The sequence below is a fragment of the Staphylococcus lugdunensis genome, assembly GCF_001558775.1.
Lineage (GTDB): Bacteria > Bacillota > Bacilli > Staphylococcales > Staphylococcaceae > Staphylococcus > Staphylococcus lugdunensis.
Window position 1 is genome coordinate 1,465,325 of record NZ_CP014022.1, and the last position, 18,001, is coordinate 1,483,325.

Annotated in this window: 20 protein-coding genes and 1 pseudogene; 14 read left to right on the forward strand and 7 right to left on the reverse strand. The window is 30.1% G+C overall.

Going from position 1 to position 18,001, the window contains the following annotated elements; all coding sequences use genetic code 11:
• Positions 1–75: 75 nt before the first annotated feature.
• Positions 76–1,056, forward strand: coding sequence for a sphingomyelin phosphodiesterase (gene sph / locus AL499_RS06935; protein WP_172412345.1), 981 nt, complete (start codon positions 76–78; stop codon positions 1,054–1,056).
• Positions 1,057–1,163: 107 nt separating this feature from the next.
• Here the strand turns inward: sph and AL499_RS06940 are convergent, their stop codons facing one another.
• A complete protein-coding gene (locus tag AL499_RS06940; protein ID WP_002492048.1) occupies positions 1,164–1,718 on the reverse strand; it encodes a TetR/AcrR family transcriptional regulator in 555 nt (184 codons plus the stop codon).
• Between the two features lie 175 nt (positions 1,719–1,893).
• Between AL499_RS06940 and AL499_RS06945 the strand changes: the two genes are divergently transcribed.
• Both AL499_RS06945 and AL499_RS06950 read left to right on the forward strand, forming a co-directional pair.
• On the forward strand, positions 1,894–2,808 hold the full coding sequence (locus AL499_RS06945; protein ID WP_002492060.1) for an alpha/beta hydrolase: 915 nt from the start codon (positions 1,894–1,896) through the stop codon (positions 2,806–2,808).
• A gap of 21 nt (positions 2,809–2,829) precedes the next feature.
• Positions 2,830–3,468: an SDR family oxidoreductase gene (locus tag AL499_RS06950; RefSeq protein ID WP_002492065.1), complete on the forward strand. Its 639-nt coding sequence runs from the start codon at positions 2,830–2,832 to the stop codon at positions 3,466–3,468.
• 421 nt (positions 3,469–3,889) lie between these two features.
• Here the strand turns inward: AL499_RS06950 and AL499_RS06955 are convergent, their stop codons facing one another.
• Both AL499_RS06955 and AL499_RS12835 read right to left on the reverse strand, forming a co-directional pair.
• A complete protein-coding gene (locus tag AL499_RS06955) occupies positions 3,890–4,870 on the reverse strand; it encodes a tRNA dihydrouridine synthase (RefSeq protein WP_002460979.1) in 981 nt (326 codons plus the stop codon).
• A gap of 450 nt (positions 4,871–5,320) precedes the next feature.
• The gene (locus AL499_RS12835; protein ID WP_095658920.1) at positions 5,321–5,386 is read right to left on the reverse strand and encodes an epsilon family phenol-soluble modulin; all 66 of its coding nucleotides are present in this window, start codon (positions 5,384–5,386) and stop codon (positions 5,321–5,323) included.
• A 706-nt stretch (positions 5,387–6,092) separates the two neighbouring features.
• Here AL499_RS12835 and AL499_RS06960 point away from each other — a divergent pair.
• The 9 genes and pseudogenes from AL499_RS06960 to AL499_RS06995 form a co-directional block, all read left to right on the forward strand.
• Positions 6,093–6,281: pseudogene (locus tag AL499_RS06960) on the forward strand (IS5/IS1182 family transposase); the annotation flags it as partial.
• A gap of 292 nt (positions 6,282–6,573) precedes the next feature.
• Positions 6,574–6,726, forward strand: coding sequence for a stapholysin S (gene stsA, locus AL499_RS12535; protein ID WP_103284522.1), 153 nt, complete (start codon positions 6,574–6,576; stop codon positions 6,724–6,726).
• A gap of 59 nt (positions 6,727–6,785) precedes the next feature.
• Entirely contained in the window at positions 6,786–7,649 is an 864-nt protein-coding gene (locus AL499_RS06965; protein WP_002492018.1) for an ATP-binding cassette domain-containing protein, read from the forward strand.
• Complete coding sequence (locus AL499_RS06970; protein WP_002460972.1) at positions 7,646–8,380, forward strand: ABC transporter permease; 735 nt, start codon at positions 7,646–7,648, stop codon at positions 8,378–8,380. The genes AL499_RS06965 and AL499_RS06970 overlap by 4 nt, the downstream gene beginning before the upstream one ends.
• A gap of 11 nt (positions 8,381–8,391) precedes the next feature.
• Entirely contained in the window at positions 8,392–8,685 is a 294-nt protein-coding gene (locus AL499_RS06975) for an LlsX family protein (protein ID WP_002479178.1), read from the forward strand.
• Positions 8,682–9,560 (forward strand): SagB family peptide dehydrogenase, encoded by an 879-nt coding sequence (locus AL499_RS06980; protein WP_002492035.1) that lies wholly within the window; start codon positions 8,682–8,684, stop codon positions 9,558–9,560. The genes AL499_RS06975 and AL499_RS06980 overlap by 4 nt, the downstream gene beginning before the upstream one ends.
• 7 nt (positions 9,561–9,567) lie before the next feature.
• Complete coding sequence (locus tag AL499_RS06985; protein ID WP_002492052.1) at positions 9,568–10,497, forward strand: hypothetical protein; 930 nt, start codon at positions 9,568–9,570, stop codon at positions 10,495–10,497.
• On the forward strand, positions 10,484–11,809 hold the full coding sequence (locus AL499_RS06990) for a YcaO-like family protein (RefSeq protein WP_002492067.1): 1,326 nt from the start codon (positions 10,484–10,486) through the stop codon (positions 11,807–11,809). The genes AL499_RS06985 and AL499_RS06990 overlap by 14 nt, the downstream gene beginning before the upstream one ends.
• A 13-nt stretch (positions 11,810–11,822) precedes the next feature.
• Positions 11,823–12,398, forward strand: coding sequence for a CPBP family intramembrane glutamic endopeptidase (locus AL499_RS06995; RefSeq protein WP_225306488.1), 576 nt, complete (start codon positions 11,823–11,825; stop codon positions 12,396–12,398).
• A 247-nt stretch (positions 12,399–12,645) separates the two neighbouring features.
• Here the strand turns inward: AL499_RS06995 and AL499_RS07000 are convergent, their stop codons facing one another.
• The 4 genes from AL499_RS07000 to AL499_RS07020 form a co-directional block, all read right to left on the reverse strand.
• On the reverse strand, positions 12,646–13,749 hold the full coding sequence (locus tag AL499_RS07000) for a sensor histidine kinase (protein WP_002492066.1): 1,104 nt from the start codon (positions 13,747–13,749) through the stop codon (positions 12,646–12,648).
• On the reverse strand, positions 13,737–14,402 hold the full coding sequence (locus AL499_RS07005; RefSeq protein WP_002460964.1) for a response regulator transcription factor: 666 nt from the start codon (positions 14,400–14,402) through the stop codon (positions 13,737–13,739). Before AL499_RS07005 ends, AL499_RS07000 begins: the two co-directional genes overlap by 13 nt.
• Before the next feature lie 669 nt (positions 14,403–15,071).
• Positions 15,072–16,187 (reverse strand): ABC-2 family transporter permease, encoded by a 1,116-nt coding sequence (locus tag AL499_RS07015; protein WP_002492023.1) that lies wholly within the window; start codon positions 16,185–16,187, stop codon positions 15,072–15,074.
• Positions 16,184–17,065: an ABC transporter ATP-binding protein gene (locus AL499_RS07020; RefSeq protein ID WP_002492029.1), complete on the reverse strand. Its 882-nt coding sequence runs from the start codon at positions 17,063–17,065 to the stop codon at positions 16,184–16,186. The genes AL499_RS07015 and AL499_RS07020 overlap by 4 nt, the downstream gene beginning before the upstream one ends.
• 502 nt (positions 17,066–17,567) lie before the next feature.
• On the opposite strand from AL499_RS07020, the gene AL499_RS12790 reads away from it, so the two are divergent.
• Positions 17,568–17,693 (forward strand): hypothetical protein, encoded by a 126-nt coding sequence (locus AL499_RS12790; RefSeq protein WP_256263132.1) that lies wholly within the window; start codon positions 17,568–17,570, stop codon positions 17,691–17,693.
• Positions 17,681–17,845 (forward strand): hypothetical protein, encoded by a 165-nt coding sequence (locus AL499_RS12655; protein ID WP_165489580.1) that lies wholly within the window; start codon positions 17,681–17,683, stop codon positions 17,843–17,845. Before AL499_RS12790 ends, AL499_RS12655 begins: the two co-directional genes overlap by 13 nt.
• Positions 17,846–18,001: the final 156 nt, after the last annotated feature.

The window sequence follows — 18,001 nt, forward strand, 5'->3', positions numbered from 1 at the left end:
TAATTTTTAAAAATAACTTTATTTCATTTGTTATAATCATTGCATCAAATGAAATGAGGTGTATAAATGATGTATTTGGATTGGCAACGTAAATGTATCATAACTACGATGGTCGTATTGAGCAGTTTATTATTAGTATTTTCATCAATTACATATGCTAGCGAACGCAATACTGAAGACAGCCTTAAAATTACAACACATAATGTTTATTTCTTGCCCACAGCAATATATCCTAATTGGGGGCAATCTCAGCGTGCTGATTTAATTTCAAAAGCGGATTATATCCAAGGTCAAGACGTTGTAATTTTAAATGAATTATTTGATCACAAGGCATCAAATCGACTTTTAACAAATTTAAAATCACAATATCCTTATCAAACACCAATTGTTGGTCAAGGTACAGAAGGTTGGCAAAAGACATCTGGATCTTATAGAAAATTGAAAAAAGTGAGCGGTGGCGTTGGTATCGTGAGTAAATGGCCAATCGTACAACAAGAACAACATATTTACAAAAATGGTTGCGGCGCTGACAGTGTAGGCAATAAAGGCTTTGCATACATTAAAATTAATAAAAACGGTAAATACCAACATATTATTGGAACGCACCTTCAAGCAGAAGATCCAGTGTGTATGAAAGGGAAAGATCAAACGATTAGACAGAGTCAAATGGAAGAAATCAAACAATTTATCAAAGATAAAAATATTCCAAAAGATGAACCTGTATATATTGGCGGTGATTTAAATGTCATTAAAGGTTCAGCGGAATATCAGAAAATGTCTGATAACTTGAATGTTTCAATGCCTAAACAATACGAGGGTAACGCGTATAGTTGGGATACACAAACTAACGGCATTGCGAATTATAATTATCCTAAATTAGAGCCGCAACATTTAGATTATATTTTACTAGATCGAGACCATGCACAACCAAGTTCATGGCATAATCATACACACAAAGTGAAGTCACCAGAATGGTCTGTAAAATCTTGGGGTAAGACTTACCGATACAATGACTATTCAGACCATTATCCAGTTTCTGCATATGCAGCGAATTAACATTTTTATATTTGCATTAAACTGTTAAATTTTAATACTTAAAATGGGAGCTATACGGAGATCAAAGTTCCAAATTGATTTCTCATATAGCTCCCTATTTTTTACTTTTAGGCTAAATCATATAAAGATAACAATCGTGATACGTGTAAAGGTATTTTTTCTTGTTCTTGTGTGTTATCACTGCTGTTTAGATAGCTGTCTAGTAAGCCGATTATACCGTTACTGATAAAGTTAATATATAAATGATAATCTAGCCCTTTATCAGTAGCGACTGTTGTCGGTACTTTTTTCTTAAATTCTTCTTCAATAAAATGAAGAAGTTTTTTCTTATAACTTGAAGCGTTACTAATATTGAAAAGTTTCATGAAAAAAGACCTATTATTTTCGAAAAACTCAAACCATAATTGTGTACCTTCTTGTAGACCAAGAAGTTTTTTAGCTTCACAAATTTTTTCGAGCTCCGTAAGCTTTTCTGATACGACTTGATCTAGTAAATCATATTTATCAATATAATGGAGATAAAATGTTTTTCTCCCAACTTGAGCATATTCTGTAATTTCTTTAATTGAAATTGTGTCAAAATCTTTTTCGAAAAAAAGTGTAATAAAGGCTTTGTTTATGCTTGCTCTTGTTTTAACGACACGTAAATCCTTGATATTCATTGTGAATCACCCCTACTTAAGACCCATTATCAGCAATTTGTGTAGTAACACACAGATGTGGCTATATATTAATTGAAAGACTTAATTAATTACTCTACCATGGCATTATACACACGAGAGTAATAAAAATCCACAGAGAATTAATTTTATATATATAAAATGGAGGAATAAAGTTATGAAGCAATCAGTTAATTTCAAAAGTAAAACGAACTTACTAACAGCTCATTTATATACACCTGAACAATTTGATGAAAGTAAAACGTATCCTGCAATTACAGTGTGCCATCCAGGTGGTGGCGTTAAAGAACAAACTGCAGGTATGTACGCAGAGAAACTTGCTGAATTTGGTTATGTGACTGTGGTCTATGATGCTTCTCATCAAGGTGAAAGTGAAGGTTCACCTAAATATTTAGAAGATCCATTTGCGAGAACGGAAGATGTGAGAGCTTCAGTTGATTATCTTACAACATTAGACTTTGTAGATAATGGTAGAATTGGTGGCCTTGGTATTTGTGCTGGTGGGGGTTATACAGTCAGTGCAGCAAGAACTGAACGTCGTATCAAAACACTAGCAACAGTAAGTATGGTTGATATTGGTGCATTATTCCGTAAAGGGCCTGGCGATGTGATATCCATAGAAGATCAACTAAGCTTCATGACTCAAGTTGCTGATCAACGTACAGAAGAAGCAAGTGGTGCTGACTATGCATATACAGGTTATGTGCCAGAAGAAATTGATGATGCTATGCCTGAAAATTCAACAATGGTGCAAGGTCATGATTACTATTTAACTGAACGTGGTTATCATAAAAATGCACCAAACAAAATCTTATTAAGAAGCTTTTCTGAAGTATTAACATTTGCGCCATTTACGTATATTGATGAACTGTTAACACAACCATTTTTAGCAATTGCAGGTACAGAAGCGGACACTTTTGAGTACAGTGAGGAAGCAGTTGAAAAAGCAGCTGGAAATAACAACGAATTATATAAAATAGAAGGCGCATCACACGTCGATTTATACGATATACCAGAATATGTCAATCAAGTACTACCAAAACTTGAATCATTCTATAAAGAAACACTATAAATTTAAAAGGGTGGTATAACAATGACTCGTATTTTAATTATTGGTGCTAGTGGTCAAATTTCACAAGAGGCGATTGACTTATATTTGCAGAACACAGATTTTGATTTAACGCTATTAGCAAGAAACAAATCGAAATTACCTGACTATGATTCAAATAGAGTGACAGTCTTTGAAGGTGATGCGACAGATAAAAATGCTGTTTCAAAGGCTTTAGAAAATGTAGATACTGTGTTTGTTAGTTCTACCGGAGATACTTTAGGAGACCAAGCTAAGACCATTATTGAAGCAATGAATGATAATGGTACGAAACGTTTAATCTTTGTCACTGCGCTTAATACACTTCATGAAGTTCCAGGAAAATTTGGCGAGTGGAATGATGAAAATATTGGCCCGTATCTTGGACCTTTTAGAGAAGCAACTGAAGCCATTGAAAATTCAGATTTAGACTACACAATATTCAGACCGGCTTGGTTAACGAATTATGATGAAATAGATTATGAAGTAACACAAAGAGATGAACCTTTCAAAGGGACAGAGGTTTCTCGCAAAAGTGTTGCAGATTTAGCAGTTAAAATTTCTCAAAATCCAAAACGACATTCAAAAGAAAATATTGGATTAAATAAACCGAATACAGACGGCGACAAACCTAGCTGGATGTAGATGTAATTAAAATGTTTTAATGCTGTTATAATCAATAGTTATAAAGTAAGAAAAAGCGACTACTTTGCTTTCTTAAAGTAGTCGCTTTTTGCGAGCAAGTTGTGATTCTATTTAGCATGTTTATCATTTCTATCATATATCAGCATACTCATTGCAACTGCAACGGCTATCTAGATCATCATGACATGTTTGTTCACGATAAATATAATCTTTACGAGATAAGGCGCATTCAACTTTGTCACAGAACCATTTTTAAGCTATTAAGTCCGCTAATTGAATTTAAAGAACGTGCACCTTTATTTTTATCGTAAATGAACTTCTTCATCTTGCCCAAGACATTTATGTTTCAGCTTAAGTCATGCGATAAATCATAAAATTTTAAAGGGATAAAAAAGCTTAACCTTATTTATACCGCTGTATATTAAGACTCTACCTCATCGTGTCTTTGGGCTTCAAATGCATCAAGTAATGCGCGGGCTTCGTCTGTGGTTTGTGTGTCCATGAGTTGATGACGTAGTTGGCTAGCGCCTTTAATGCCACGTACGTAAATTTTAAAGAATCTGCGTAAACTTTTGAATTGTTGCGTTTCATCGCTAGAATGTTTGTCGAATAATGTTAGGTGTAATCTAAATAGGCTTAAAAGTTCTTCACTCGTATGTTCACGTGGTTCTTTTTCAAAGGCAAAGGGATTGTGAAATATGCCTCTACCAATCATGACACCATCAATACCATATTTGGTTGCGAGTTCCATACCAGTTTTTCTATCTGGAATATCTCCGTTAATTGTTAACAATGTGTTTGGTGCAATTTCGTCGCGCATATGCTTGATGGCTTCGATTAATTCCCAGTGTGCATCTACTTTACTCATCTCTTTACGCGTACGGAGGTGAATTGATAAGTTTGCGATGTCTTGTTCGAAGACGTGTTTTAACCAGTCTTTCCACTCATCAATATCATAATAGCCAAGGCGTGTTTTAACGCTTACTGGTAAACCGCCCGCTTTTGTTGCTTGAATAATCTCGGCTGCGGTTTCGGGACGTAGAATCAAGCCAGATCCTTTACCTTTTTTGGCAACATTTGCTACGGGACAGCCCATATTCAAATCAATCCCTTTGAAGCCCATCTCAGCCAAACCGAAACTCATTTCTCGGAATTGCTCAGGTTTGTCACCCCATATATGCGCGACCATAGGCTGCTCATCTTCACTAAATGTTAAGCGTCCGCGTACGCTGTGGATCCCTTCAGGATGACAATAGCTTTCAGTATTTGTAAATTCAGTGAAGAAGACATCCGGTCTTGCTGCTTCACTCACTACATGACGAAAGACGATATCTGTCACGTCTTCCATAGGCGCCAAAATAAAAAATGGACGTGGCAATTCACGCCAAAAGTTTTCTTTCATAATATAATTAAACCTTCTTCTTTATTAGTATCTCGAATTTTTATGCATGATGATATTACCACAAATGATGAACTTATACAAAGGGAATTTGAAAAGGCACAGGCTTTAAAAGGGAGGCCTACGGGGAGTCTAAAATACGTATGTGCACATCATAATTCTAGCGCAATATAAATGATGGGATATTGTAATTTAACTTTTGAGGATAAGTGTGAAGTGATACTTTAAGGATTTCTCATATGATCATAATTAACTGATAAGTAGAAGCGGATAATCAATGACGAAGTTTTGGTATAAAGGATGTCATGTAGATAGGATGATATGAAGAGAAAAAAGTTGAAAATTGGTTAAATAGTTAGCGCATATTATTAACTGGTGATTTAGGCCGCACGACAAACCACCCGAGTGAACGGGCGGTTTTGAGCTCTTTTGACATCAAATCGCTACTTTTAATTATTTGTTGCCAAATAATTTTTTGATGAATTCGATTACTTTTTTAATTAAATTTACGATAAACATTTGACTCACCTCCCGTTATTTCTTGAGTTAATTGTATAATGAATTGCGCTTTATTTGTTTAATAATTCATAATACATAAAAAACTATACATATATGTAAAAAAACAAAATTCATGATAACAATTAAGAATACTTTTATGTTAAAAATTCAACATCAAATATAAAATAAATTCAAACAAGCTTGATAGTATTTTTGTGGAACGATTTAAAATGGAGACCGTCTGCTACATATAGCTGAGTGATAGCATGCATGGTTATTAAATTATTGAGGTGTCAGCGTATTTTCAATTCAGTCAACTACTGCCAATATTTAGTTCATAGGGTCTGGGACATAAATGTCAGAAAAACAGCAGTAAGATTATTTTCAATTAGAAAATATCTTGCTGCTGTTCTCTATTTTCACAATACTTCGTATTGCATGGCTTCACTTTCCTAGGGTGCCGTCTCAGCACTCCAACTTGCTTGGTCCGATGGCTTTCTTTTCGAAAGCCTATCTGTTGGGGCCCCACCCCAACTTGCTTTGCTTGGCGAAATGCTTTTCGCATTTCTCTTTGTTGGGGCCCCTGTCTTCGACTGGCACTGCTCCCTCAGGAGTCTCGCCATAAATACTGCGTATTAACATGTAATTTTACCTTTAAATGCTTTAAAAATAAGGCACTTTCGTATCATTTAATAAACTTCACTAAACTAAATGAACGAGGTGCCTTATGTATAAAGATTATAGCATGAATCAATTTACACTACCAATGGAAACTTCAATTCTTATTCCTACAAATAATATTTCTCGATATGTAAATGAAATTGTTGAAACAATCCCAGATAATGAATTCGATGAACTCAAACACCATCGTGGGGCTACATCTTATCACCCTAAAATGATAACGAGCTGTATATTATCTAATACATAAGAGAAAGACAATTTCTATCAAATAATTTTAATAGAAATTGTCTTTTTTACATTGTTTAAGAACTTAATGTCCCGGACCCGCTTTTTTCTATATACATATCAAACACATAAACACAACTTTGACGGTTGATTAAATCGCATATTAACAAAATTGTAAAATTTACAAAAAATTAATATTTTAAAAATTATAATTTATTGACTTTTTAAAAACCGGATGCTAACTTTTAGTTAAATAAATAGTAATTTTACATTATTTATTATTAGGGAGAAGGAGGTGAAAAATAATGAAAATCAATAACCATTCAATTAATGGATATTCAGACATTAATAGTTCTGAAGCGATGCAATATGCAGGAGGTTGCTGCTCTTGTAGTTGTTCATGTTCTTGTAGCTGTTCATGTTCTTGTACATGTGCCTCAACAGCAGAGCAATAAATCAAAGGTGAAGCTTGGTCTATATAGATCAAGCTTTTCCAAATTTTAAAGGTGAGTATATGGAAAGTTTAATGACTATTAAGGATTTAAAGGTTGATATCAATAATAGAAAAATTCTAAACCTTAATAATAGTACTATAAATATTTATAGTGAAGATAAAATAGCACTGATTGGGAAAAATGGCGCGGGGAAAACGACTTTAATTAATTGTTTATTAAATGAGATAAATTACAGCGGCGTCATTGATAGAAAGATAAGTTCTAAAGATATAGGGATTGTTTTTCAGGAAAATAAGTATGGAGATTTAATCAAAGTACATGAATTAATTTATTTAGCAACAGCTTACAGCAAACGAAGTGAACAATTTAAAGCATTTACAAAAGCTTTCTCTTTAGAACATCTTATAAATAAATTTGTTAAAGATTTATCCTTGGGAGAACAAAAGCGCTTAACTGTAGGATTAGTCTTAAATAAACAAAAAAAGCTATACATATTTGATGAATTAACATCTGGATTAGACTATGAAAAAAGACAAAATTTATTACAGAAAACTAAAGAAATCACCCAAAATAAAGCAGTAATTAAAATTACGCATTACTTTGATGAGGTTGAAAATTGGGCAAATAAATTAATCATATTAGATAAAGGAGAATTATTGTATTACGGGAGTATAGATCAATTTTTCTCAAAATTTTATCACTATGCGCTGATTGAAATAGTGAATCAAGAGTTAGATCATCTAGTTAGAGATGATATTGAAAATATAAATGCTGATGTATATTTTAATGCCAAAATTGTTACCCACAATAAAGAGCAAATGAACGACGTTATTAACATATTAAATGAACGAAAAATAGAATTTAAAATCAACATGCAAAATATATACTCAACATATTTAATCTCAACTTTGGAGGAAATATGATAAATAAAATTTTGTTAAGCATAAAAATGCAATTTAGAGTTCCTATATCAGTGTTCTTTTCATTAATTTTTCCAATCATCATGATGTTAGTTATTATTATGTCTTATGGAAATTTTAGTATAGGAAATGGGAGACACTTTATAGATAAATATTTTTTAATTAGTACGAGTATTGGACTGCTACCGATTGCTTTTATTAGCTTTCCAATTTGGTTAAGTGAAAGCATCGAGAACGACACACTGAAACGATTAAAATATTTTGATGTAAATATTAGTAGTTTAATCGTTTCTAATATTATTTCATACTGCTTCTTAGCGATATTTAGTGTTATTTTAAATATCATTATTGGTAAAGTATTTTTCTCATTAACGCTACCAAACACGCAATATTTTATAGCCTTCTTTTTACAAATTTTTTATAACATTATCGCTCTGTTAATGATAGGAACATTTTTAGCTTTGTTAATAAGAAAGAGTAAGGTTTTATTACCTTTTGGAATGATATTGCTTTTTCTTACTTATATGATTATTGGTGTTTTTGTACAGTATGGGGAACTCCCCAATGTTTTAAAGGAAATAGGAAATTGGATACCAATCAAATATGCTACAAATGATTTTTATTCAATTTGGACAAATGAACGTATGTGGGATGTATCATTTTTAAAATTAAATTCATTGTATATCGTAGTGACGGGTGTTTTAAGTTTATGTATTTATAAGTTTAAGAAATGAGGAGAATAATGATGTTGAAGAGACAAGAAATGCGAGTGATTATTGAAATTTTAGCAGGTATTGTTTTATCTGCCATCATCACAGCCATCTCAATTTCAATAGGTTATTTTATTATCAATAAAAATGGTTATGCGCATTTTGATGTAAATTTATTAGGATTAAATTTATACAAAATACACAATCATGGCGATAGTGGAGAGCCAATTATAACGAATATTATGTTTTTAGGTGTGGCCCTGTCCATATTATTAGTAATCATTATTGAATTGCTTGTAGCAACTAAAAAAAGAGGTAAAAAGCAATGATTAATTATCAGTTAAAGGGAATGTTTAATCAGCATTCGTTATTTAAATTAAATGACGATAATATTGCAAATAATGATAATCGAAATAACTTTGCTCAAATTATTTTAGGGAATCAAGAATCAGAATCTTTAAAGTACTTATTAAATGTAAATCATCAGAGACTTAGTGATTTCAAAAGCATGTTAGCTTATAATGAATCGAATTATGCAGCTTTAGTTAATGAACATCAAATGTTGAATGAAATTAAGGATGAAGATACAAGATCACTTCCTAAAAGTGATAAGAAAATAAAAGAATCTTTTTATAATGTTTTAAATCACAGAAAAAGTACAAGGGAATTCACATCTTTTGAAATGGCTAGTAAAGAATTATCAACAATACTTAAATTTTCTTTTGGGATAGCGCCTAGAAAAGTGGAATATGGGGATATAAAAACAAGCACGCGGTTTTATGCATCGGCAGGCGGGTTATATCCGATTGATATATATCTTTATATCAACAATGTAGAAGATTATGATAAAGGCATTTATTTATACCAACCGATAAGTCACTCATTATTAAAAATTGTGCCTCAAAAGGACATAAACACAGATGATTTATTAGAAGGCAATAATATAGATATCAAAAATTGTAGTTTTTTAGTCTTTTTTGGCTATAATTTTAATTCTAGTTTTTTGAAATACGGGGAATTAGCGTTATTAAATAGTTTGATAGAGATTGGTTGTATGTCGCATAATTTTGATTTAGTCATTACGTCATTAGGCTATACAGGATGCCCAATAGCAGGCTTTAAGAAAAATAATATAGAAAAATTACTTGAATTAGATCATGTTAATGAACATATACTATTTACGAATATATGTGGGAAGGAATAGTTAAGTAATGAAAACGTTTATTAAACCTAAAGATTTGTTTGTCGAAGAAAACAATAGTGAGTATATATTAAAAAAGGGATATTTACATCAACACTCAATAGCTATAGATAAAGAAGAAAGCAGCAAAAATTTTATAGACAATTTCAAAACGTTAATAGCTGAAAATCAAATAGAATTAAATGAAAATGACGATATTATAGAAGATTTTAATAAACTAACGCAATTGAATTTAATACATCAAAAAATCGATACTTTTAATAAAATTTGTATTATTACAGACAAGGCAGCCAAAGCATTTTTTAAAGATCATCTCGATCAAGTTGATGAAATATATGAGTTTAATGAAGTTCTAGAAAGACATGAAATTGAAATCTTGAATAATCAAAAAAATAATTTATCTATAAATGAAGTTGTAAAAAAACAGCAATCAAAGTTTGCAGATATGAATGTTTTTGTTATTTTATCATATGCCAATCAACCTTTTATTAAAGCGTTTAACTTTTTAACAAACTTGTTGGATATGACATATACCCTAGCTTTTTATGATAATGAAAATGTATTTTTCACAAATATTCATCATGGAGAGACGGGTTGTTATGAATGCTTAGAACGACAATTAATTTCTAAGTTTCCTGGTACGATAGAAAATTATTTTGTTCCGGATGCGCAAAATCAAGACATGTACAATCTCAAATTATACAGTTATATATTAAGTATAATGATAAATGAAATTAATAATATAGAAATTTACGGGGATTCAACGCTAATAGGGAATGTACTCCATTTTTATTTACCCACATATGAATACAACTTTAATTTCAATAAGCGTCAGTCTACTTGTTCTACATGTTCAACGATAAATAATGTTTTGTTTAAAGAGCAAAATATGAAGTCAGCAAATATTTTAAAAAGGGTGTTAGAGAATGATAACCTTTAAAAATAATTTGAATTTTAATCTGTATAGACAAAACTTATTAGGTGGAAATGTAGCAGGAATATGGAAAGATAACAGCTTTTTCTTAGGATTAAATTCATATCCAATTATGAATTATCATTATGTCACGGCTCAATTTAATAATTTTGAAAAAAACTTCTTAAGTGAAGATTTCAAAGTGAATTATCATTTGAGTGGTTATGGTATTTATTATAATGAAGCACTAGCGTCATTCTTAGGAGAAAGTTCAGAAAGATATGCCTTTACGCTGTTGTATCAAAATTTAAAAGGCAAAATCATATATGCGTCACATGCACAAATTTCAGAACAACTAAAAAATACAAATAGCTTAGTACTACCTCTAGCATTAATTAATATATATTTTGAGGAAAAAGACGCCAAACATTATATTTATGACGATGACGTCATTCAATGGATTCCACTGAAATCTCTATATCATCCAGATCATGATGTTTTAGTACCTTTACAAATGCTTGTTCTATTTAATAAAACGATATTTAAAGATGAAAAACAGTTTACGAATAGCGGTGTTTCAACCGGTACAGCTAGTCATGAAACATTTGAGAAAAGTTTAACCAATTCTATTATTGAGATTTTACAAATAGATTCATATAATTTGTGGTGGTACGGAGGCATTGAAGGAAAGACGATTTCTGTAAATATTGCTGAAAAACTAAATGAATGGTTTAAACGGCCGAGCATTGTGCACAAATTTCTTGATAATTTCGATGTGTCTTTCACTGATATCAGCTTTGATAAACCTATTCATGTTGTTGTCTGTGAGGTTAAATCTAAAGCTAAAGATTTAAGCTTACCTAAATATGTCGTTGGGGTTCAAGGCGATATGAACTTAGAGCAGTGTATCTATAGAAGCTTATTGGAATGTGTTACCGTGTTAGAGTATACAATGACTGAGGTTTGGAATAATACTACACATTTTAAAAATGTCACAGAAAATATTGAAAATCATCCTATTGATAATTTAGATGATAATGTTATGTACTATGCCAAATATGGTTTGAATTTTAATATGCAGAAAAGAAAAAACACCTTCCAAAATACTAAAAATGCCAATAATTTATACGAAATCATCAATGAGTTAAAACATTTAAGTCATTATGCGTGTTATTTAGATATCACACCTGTAGAATTTTATAATAAAAATTTAGTTGTCGTTAGAACATTTATACCTGAATTATTGACGATAGCCATACCATCATATCCACCTTATCTACATCCAAGATATAAAGAAATAGGAGGAATAATAAATGATATTCCTCATCCTTTGGCATAGTCTGATTGGTTTAATGTTTTTTCTAACTTGCTTCCCAGGTATATTGCTTATTTTCATTAGAAAAGTAGCGTATTTTAAATATCTAACTGAATTTTACAAGTACATTTTGGTACTTATTGTCGTATTGTTAATAGATACGTGTTTATTTTTAAGTAATACAAATATTTACTTATGTGTATCTGTTATTATCATTACACCAGTAATCGTTTATATTACAGAAAAATCATTACTGTTTAACAAAAATTTGTTCGACTTTTATAACAAAAACAGCAAATTTATTTTAAGTGTGTTACTTGCTTACCCAATACTAGAAGAATTAAATTTCCGATACTTCTTGTATTATTTCAGCTTAATATATCATTATCATTTTATTCAGTACATCATCTTATCAGTACTAACCTTTGTGTTCTCTCATTTTCTATATCAAGGAAAGTCTTCCATAGTAAAAATCTTTTTTGCTACAATACAAGCAATGATTTATTTGTATTTTAGAGATATTTTTATCAATATTATTATTCATATGATGTTTAATATATTAGTGTTCAGTAGCCAAATGAAGAAATTAAATCATTCAAGAATAATAAAGTAATAGGGAAGATTCTCCGCTAAAAAATGACATCTTGCCAGAATGGATTGATATAAGCGGTCTCTTAGGTATAAACACTTAAAAAATCCCCTCATGACTTTCAAGCGTGAGGGGATTTCGTGTTATAAGTCTAAAATATATAATCGAGGGTTTGTTAAATATCCTTTGAGCTAATATTTTCAGTGACCTTCGTTAAAAAATGAACATAAAGCAGCATAAAATACGTCGTCGTTGTAAATAACTTGTTCTGTCACGTCATTTTAGATATATCCACGATAAAACTAACTTTAGCTTTATTTTCAATGTTTTCTAGAATGATTTCACTATTATATTGTTTAATAACTTCATTAGCAAAATACAAGCCTATTCCTGAGCCATTTGATGCTTTACCTTTAACGCCCCATTCTTTAGCAAATTTTAGTTCATCTTCTGTAAATTGTTTACCGTCATTAATAACTGAGAACTGCAATAAACGTTGATCTAGGCATTTGAAGTTTATACTTAATTCTTTGTTAGCATACTTCAAAGCGTTATTAATTAAGTTATCTATCACATGATATAGAATTTGATTATTTAAAAATATATGATTATGAAGTAATTTATTGTCTACTTGTATGTCCATCGTTTTATTTTTCAAAATATATTTATTATTATAGCTTTCATTGATAGTTGAGATAACCTTTTCAATATTAATTTTGTCTGAATGATTAGGTAATAACTTTACATTATTAATGTGAATTTTTATTTGATTATTAATGCGTTCAAGAGCGTTAAAGATTACTTTAGTTTCACTATTAATTTTGGATTTAATTTCTTGATTAGGCAGTTCTGAATTATTTATCTTTTTTAAAAGTTCAATGTGACCCTGCATGACAGTTAAAGGTGTTTTTAAGTCGTGTTCAAAGATTTCTAGCTTTTTTTTGAAATTGTTTTGAATCGTTAACTGATCCGCTATTCTTTTTTTAAGAAACGTATTAATGTTCTGTACTTCGTTAATCACATCATTAAATTCTTTAATATTTGTGGTTGTAACTTTCAAATCGATATCGTCGCTTTTTAAACTTTTAATAATATGATTTAAATAATCAATGTTTCTTGATAAATGCTTTTTATAAAAAAATCGGGTGAGCATATAAATAACTATTAGTGGAATAAATAAATTGATACAAATACTAGATATCGTAAAAAGGTAATGCGGTTGATGCCAGAAATCATGATATAGAGACTGTCCTATATTTGAAAATTCAAGTATATTAAGCAATAATTGTAAGACAAAAATAACGACTATACTGATGATCACAACTGATATATTTAGACGATGTAATTTTGTTTTGATACTTTCTATTCTAGCCATTTATACCCAACTCCCCACTTTGTATCTATATATTCAAAGTCACTATATTGATGCAACTTTTTCCTTATTTTTCGAATGTGTTCTGAGACAACCTGGGTATTACCTATTTTATTAAAATTAATAGAGTCATAAATTTGATCTTTGCTAAAATAAAAATTAGAATTCAAAGATAGCAGTTTTATGATTTCAAATTCTGTTCTCGTAATATCTAATAAATGGTCTCCCGCATATACGCTAAAGGTATCATAATTAATAATGAGATCTTTAGTTTTTTTAATATTTTTATTTTTGGAATAGCTATTATTTTGAGTTAAAATATTTTCAATCCTTACTATTAATTCTTCCATGTAAAATGGTTTGGCTATATAATCTTTGGCACCTAAAGAAAAACACTTAAGTCTTGTATCAAGGTTATCTTTAGCGGTCAAAAAAATAATAGGAATATTACTCTGACTAAGTGATTGAGCTACTTCAAAGCCATCAGAATAGGGCATTTTAATATCTAATATAATTAAGTGAATATGCTCATTTATTTTTTCCAAAGCTTCACGCCCATTATATGCGACAGTGGTCTTAAACCCCTCTAATTTAAGACTTTCTTGAATAAAAGAGACAATATTTTCCTCATCATCTACAATCATAATATTATACATAAGTTATCACCTTATATCGGATTATTAAAAGAAATTATTACCTATAATTAATGTACTATAAAACACAATCACATATCTAAAAATAATTAAATTTTTACTTTTTTTGTGATATAAATCGTTATTATTGAAACTAGTATACTAATTGAAAATTGTATTAATTTGAAATAAAACGGAAAGCCAAAGGTCTCAGAAAATAAATACATAAAACTCATATTCTTAAACCCTAGACATAATAAGAAATAAACTAAGCCAAACATATAACCAATCAAGGCATTTTTACTAATCATACTTATGAACAAACTTAACGAACCAATGAACATTGTATTTGTCAGTGCTATGAATATATCTTGTATAAATACAACATTAGAGTTACATATTTTAAAAGTTACTAAACCTATTAAAATCAGCAATATAGTGAACACAATTGTTAAAAATAGGCGTAATAACAATAAAAAACTATAATGATATCGTTTTGAGTTAATGATTAAAATCGTATTACGGGTATTATCAATTGCATATATTGTGGTAAATAAAATAATCCCCAGAAGTGTAAAAATAAGTTCAATAAATTGTATTATTCTATCATGGGTTAGATTGCTCACCCCAAACATAAATAAACTACAAATAAAAAATATCACGCAACCAAGATAAAGCTTTGAAAGGTTAGTTTTAATTTCTAAGAAGAGTAATTTTCCCACTTCTAGTTAGCCCCTTTCTTTTTAAGTCAAATAGCCAAACACTAATTAAAAGCAAAAGAATGGCTATGAAACAATAGCTGATTCTATTAATAAGAATGTCATTTAAATGATTATAAAAGAATGAAGTATTGAAAAGTGAATTATGTCTAGGAATGAGTAAACTGCCATAATGACCTTCAACATAATTAGAACCTATATTCAAATTAATAAACCAAATGATTATTTGAATCAGGGAACCTAAATAAGAATTAAAAATCATAGTAATCAATAGTCCTAAAATAGATGCTACTAATAGAGTGGGGGTAGTCCACATAAATAAAATTTCATAAAATATAAAAATTGCCTTAATTGAAATAGGGTGAACAACCGACAAACTAATTAGGAAATAAACAGAGAATAATAGTATTGGTAAAAATGACAATATGATTAATGCCAGTACGCGTGTTAGGATTAATTTAAATGACGATATGTTTCTAGAATTTATTGTTTTAAATACATGATTCTTTCTATCTAAAAGATAAATATGAGCACCTAAAAAGAATGGGAGTATTCCTATTATTACTCCTGCAATATCAGAAAGATATCTGCTATATGCCCCGAAATAAATGTCTTTGTTTTTGATCATCTTCTTCTCCATTGAAAAATCTTCTTTACTCATTTGTTTAGTCCCAAATAAATATAAATTTTTTTCGGAATAATTAGATCCCCATCCTATTTCATGAGAAACCTTGTTAGAGTAGTATTTGAATCTCTTAAAATCTTTAGAATTTTCCATGTTTTTTAGAGAGGTTTTGATTTTATCTATTTTATCTTTATTTAATTTCTTTTGTTTCAAGAAGCCAAACTGATACACTTTGAAGTTATTGCTGTGTAACTCTTTTTTTAAGTTATCTATCGCATTTTTCATGATTACTTTATTATTTGTAGTGTAAGTAGTCATAGATTTTGGTTGATAAATATCAGAGTTAATATTTTTATCAATCACTTGGTTACAGTTAACAAATACGAAAAAAATAACAAGAATACAGTAAAAAATAAAAATTTTACTAAAAAGTAGTTTCTTTATTTCTATCAAGAATAGATTCATCGTTTACCTCCTTGATTCATTTTTAAAAAATACATATAAGCATCTTCAAAGTCTTGTTTAACTTTTCTAGTTCCTTCAAGATTTGATTCTGATACAAATCTGACTTTTAGTAGATGCTCATATTCTTGTATTTTTGTAATAAAAATATTATTTTTTTTCAGTTGATTTAGTTTTGAAGGGGAGATAGTAATCTCATAAACTTTATTGTCACTAAGCTCAATTAAATTCTTAATCGATCCTTTATAAGCGATTACTCCTTTGTCTAGGATAGCGATATTTTCACAGGTTGATTCAATATCACTCACTATATGAGTAGAAATGATGACAATTTTATCTTTAGCTAGATTGGATAATAAATGACGCAAACGTACCCTTTCTTCAGGATCAAGTCCTGCTGTAGGTTCATCTACTATAAGCACTTGTGGATTGTGAATAATTGCTTGCGCGATACCTAATCTTTTTTTCATACCTCCTGATAAACTTTTAACTTTTTTATTTTGATGTTCTACAAGATTAACTTTTTCTAATGATGCAGCAACGTTTATTTTTAAATTGGCTTTAGGAATTCCAGATAAAATTCCTAAGTAATGCAATGTTTCTTTTACTTTCATATTCGGATAAAAATCAAAATCTTGAGGTAAGTAACCGATCATTTTTCTAATTTGTTTCGTTTGAGTTAAAGAAATATTATTAATTTCTATAGTTCCACTACTTTGTTGAAGAATGGTTGAAAGCATATTCATTAAAGTCGATTTACCAGATCCATTTCTCCCTAAAATCCCAAACATACCATTTTTGATTTCAAGGTTAATATTTTTAAGTGCATACGTTTTACCGTCATATGTTTTATTTACATCTTTAATCACTATATTGTTCAATATGACCGCCTCCTTTAACTTCAAGTTATCAAAAAGAAATCAAGAAAATATCAATAATATGAATGTCACAAAAAAGACACTTATGAATACTTGGCTAAGCAAAAATGAAAAATAATTGATACGCTTAGATTGAGGTGATTGAATGTATTATGAAAAAAGTGGGAAAGAAGCATATTTTAAAAACAAAGTTAAAGGGATCATTAAGAAAACTGTAGCATTAGATATTACAAACATTCATTTGGAGACCAGATAACTGGCTGTGTTTAAGTGGTTATTAAAACAGGAAGTTGGAATAGTCAACAAGTGAAAGAATATACTGAGTTACTGCTTAGATATGAGTAAATTCACGAGATTATGGATAGTGAATGATTTTATTATATTGTTTATGTGATTTATATAGGGGTAATTTTAAAGAATAATAATATAGTTGGAGACATTAAATTACTTGAGAATAACAAAGGCACTGCACTCAGAGCGAACTGGGAAAAATGTGCTGAACTTGGTGGTGGAATTGCTAAATGGTGTTGGTTACGGAGCTATTGGTGCAACACCCGTCAGTGTAGGAACTGGATCTGCGATAGGTGTCGTGTCTGGAGAAATGGGAGGAGCTACTAGTTGTTTCGATTAAAAAAAAGTAAATCAATTTTATTGATGATTTTTGGTATTATTTTAGCATGTTTTACATTGCCATTTATCATTGGGGTATTTTCTTTGTTCTTTATTTTTCCACCGTTATTTTTATTATTTTTGAATTTGTTTGTATTTAATGAAGAAAAATAAATTAAATATGAGAAATCTAATTATTTGTTAGGATTTGAACTATATATTGGCAGTAGCTGACTGGATTGAAAATACGCTTAGGCCATGTTTTTTCAATCCTAGTCAACCTTGCCAGAGCGGGACTACGAATTCATTGTGAATTCTGTCCCGCTCCTG

What these genes read in the sequence shown, in the direction of transcription:
- AL499_RS06955 (WP_002460979.1), bottom strand. Translation starts at nt 4,870, where the DNA reads ATGAAAGAAAACTTTTGGCGTGAATTGCCACGTCCATTTTTTATTTTG.
- AL499_RS06990 (WP_002492067.1), top strand. Translation starts at nt 10,484, where the DNA reads ATGATAACCTTTAAAAATAATTTGAATTTTAATCTGTATAGACAAAAC.
- AL499_RS06950 (WP_002492065.1), top strand. Translation starts at nt 2,830, where the DNA reads ATGACTCGTATTTTAATTATTGGTGCTAGTGGTCAAATTTCACAAGAG.
- AL499_RS06980 (WP_002492035.1), top strand. Translation starts at nt 8,682, where the DNA reads ATGATTAATTATCAGTTAAAGGGAATGTTTAATCAGCATTCGTTATTT.
- AL499_RS06975 (WP_002479178.1), top strand. Translation starts at nt 8,392, where the DNA reads ATGTTGAAGAGACAAGAAATGCGAGTGATTATTGAAATTTTAGCAGGT.
- AL499_RS06965 (WP_002492018.1), top strand. Translation starts at nt 6,786, where the DNA reads ATGGAAAGTTTAATGACTATTAAGGATTTAAAGGTTGATATCAATAAT.
- AL499_RS06985 (WP_002492052.1), top strand. Translation starts at nt 9,568, where the DNA reads ATGAAAACGTTTATTAAACCTAAAGATTTGTTTGTCGAAGAAAACAAT.
- AL499_RS07015 (WP_002492023.1), bottom strand. Translation starts at nt 16,187, where the DNA reads ATGAATCTATTCTTGATAGAAATAAAGAAACTACTTTTTAGTAAAATT.
- AL499_RS06945 (WP_002492060.1), top strand. Translation starts at nt 1,894, where the DNA reads ATGAAGCAATCAGTTAATTTCAAAAGTAAAACGAACTTACTAACAGCT.
- AL499_RS07005 (WP_002460964.1), bottom strand. Translation starts at nt 14,402, where the DNA reads ATGTATAATATTATGATTGTAGATGATGAGGAAAATATTGTCTCTTTT.
- AL499_RS07000 (WP_002492066.1), bottom strand. Translation starts at nt 13,749, where the DNA reads ATGGCTAGAATAGAAAGTATCAAAACAAAATTACATCGTCTAAATATA.
- AL499_RS06970 (WP_002460972.1), top strand. Translation starts at nt 7,646, where the DNA reads ATGATAAATAAAATTTTGTTAAGCATAAAAATGCAATTTAGAGTTCCT.
- AL499_RS06995 (WP_225306488.1), top strand. Translation starts at nt 11,823, where the DNA reads ATGTTTTTTCTAACTTGCTTCCCAGGTATATTGCTTATTTTCATTAGA.
- AL499_RS06940 (WP_002492048.1), bottom strand. Translation starts at nt 1,718, where the DNA reads ATGAATATCAAGGATTTACGTGTCGTTAAAACAAGAGCAAGCATAAAC.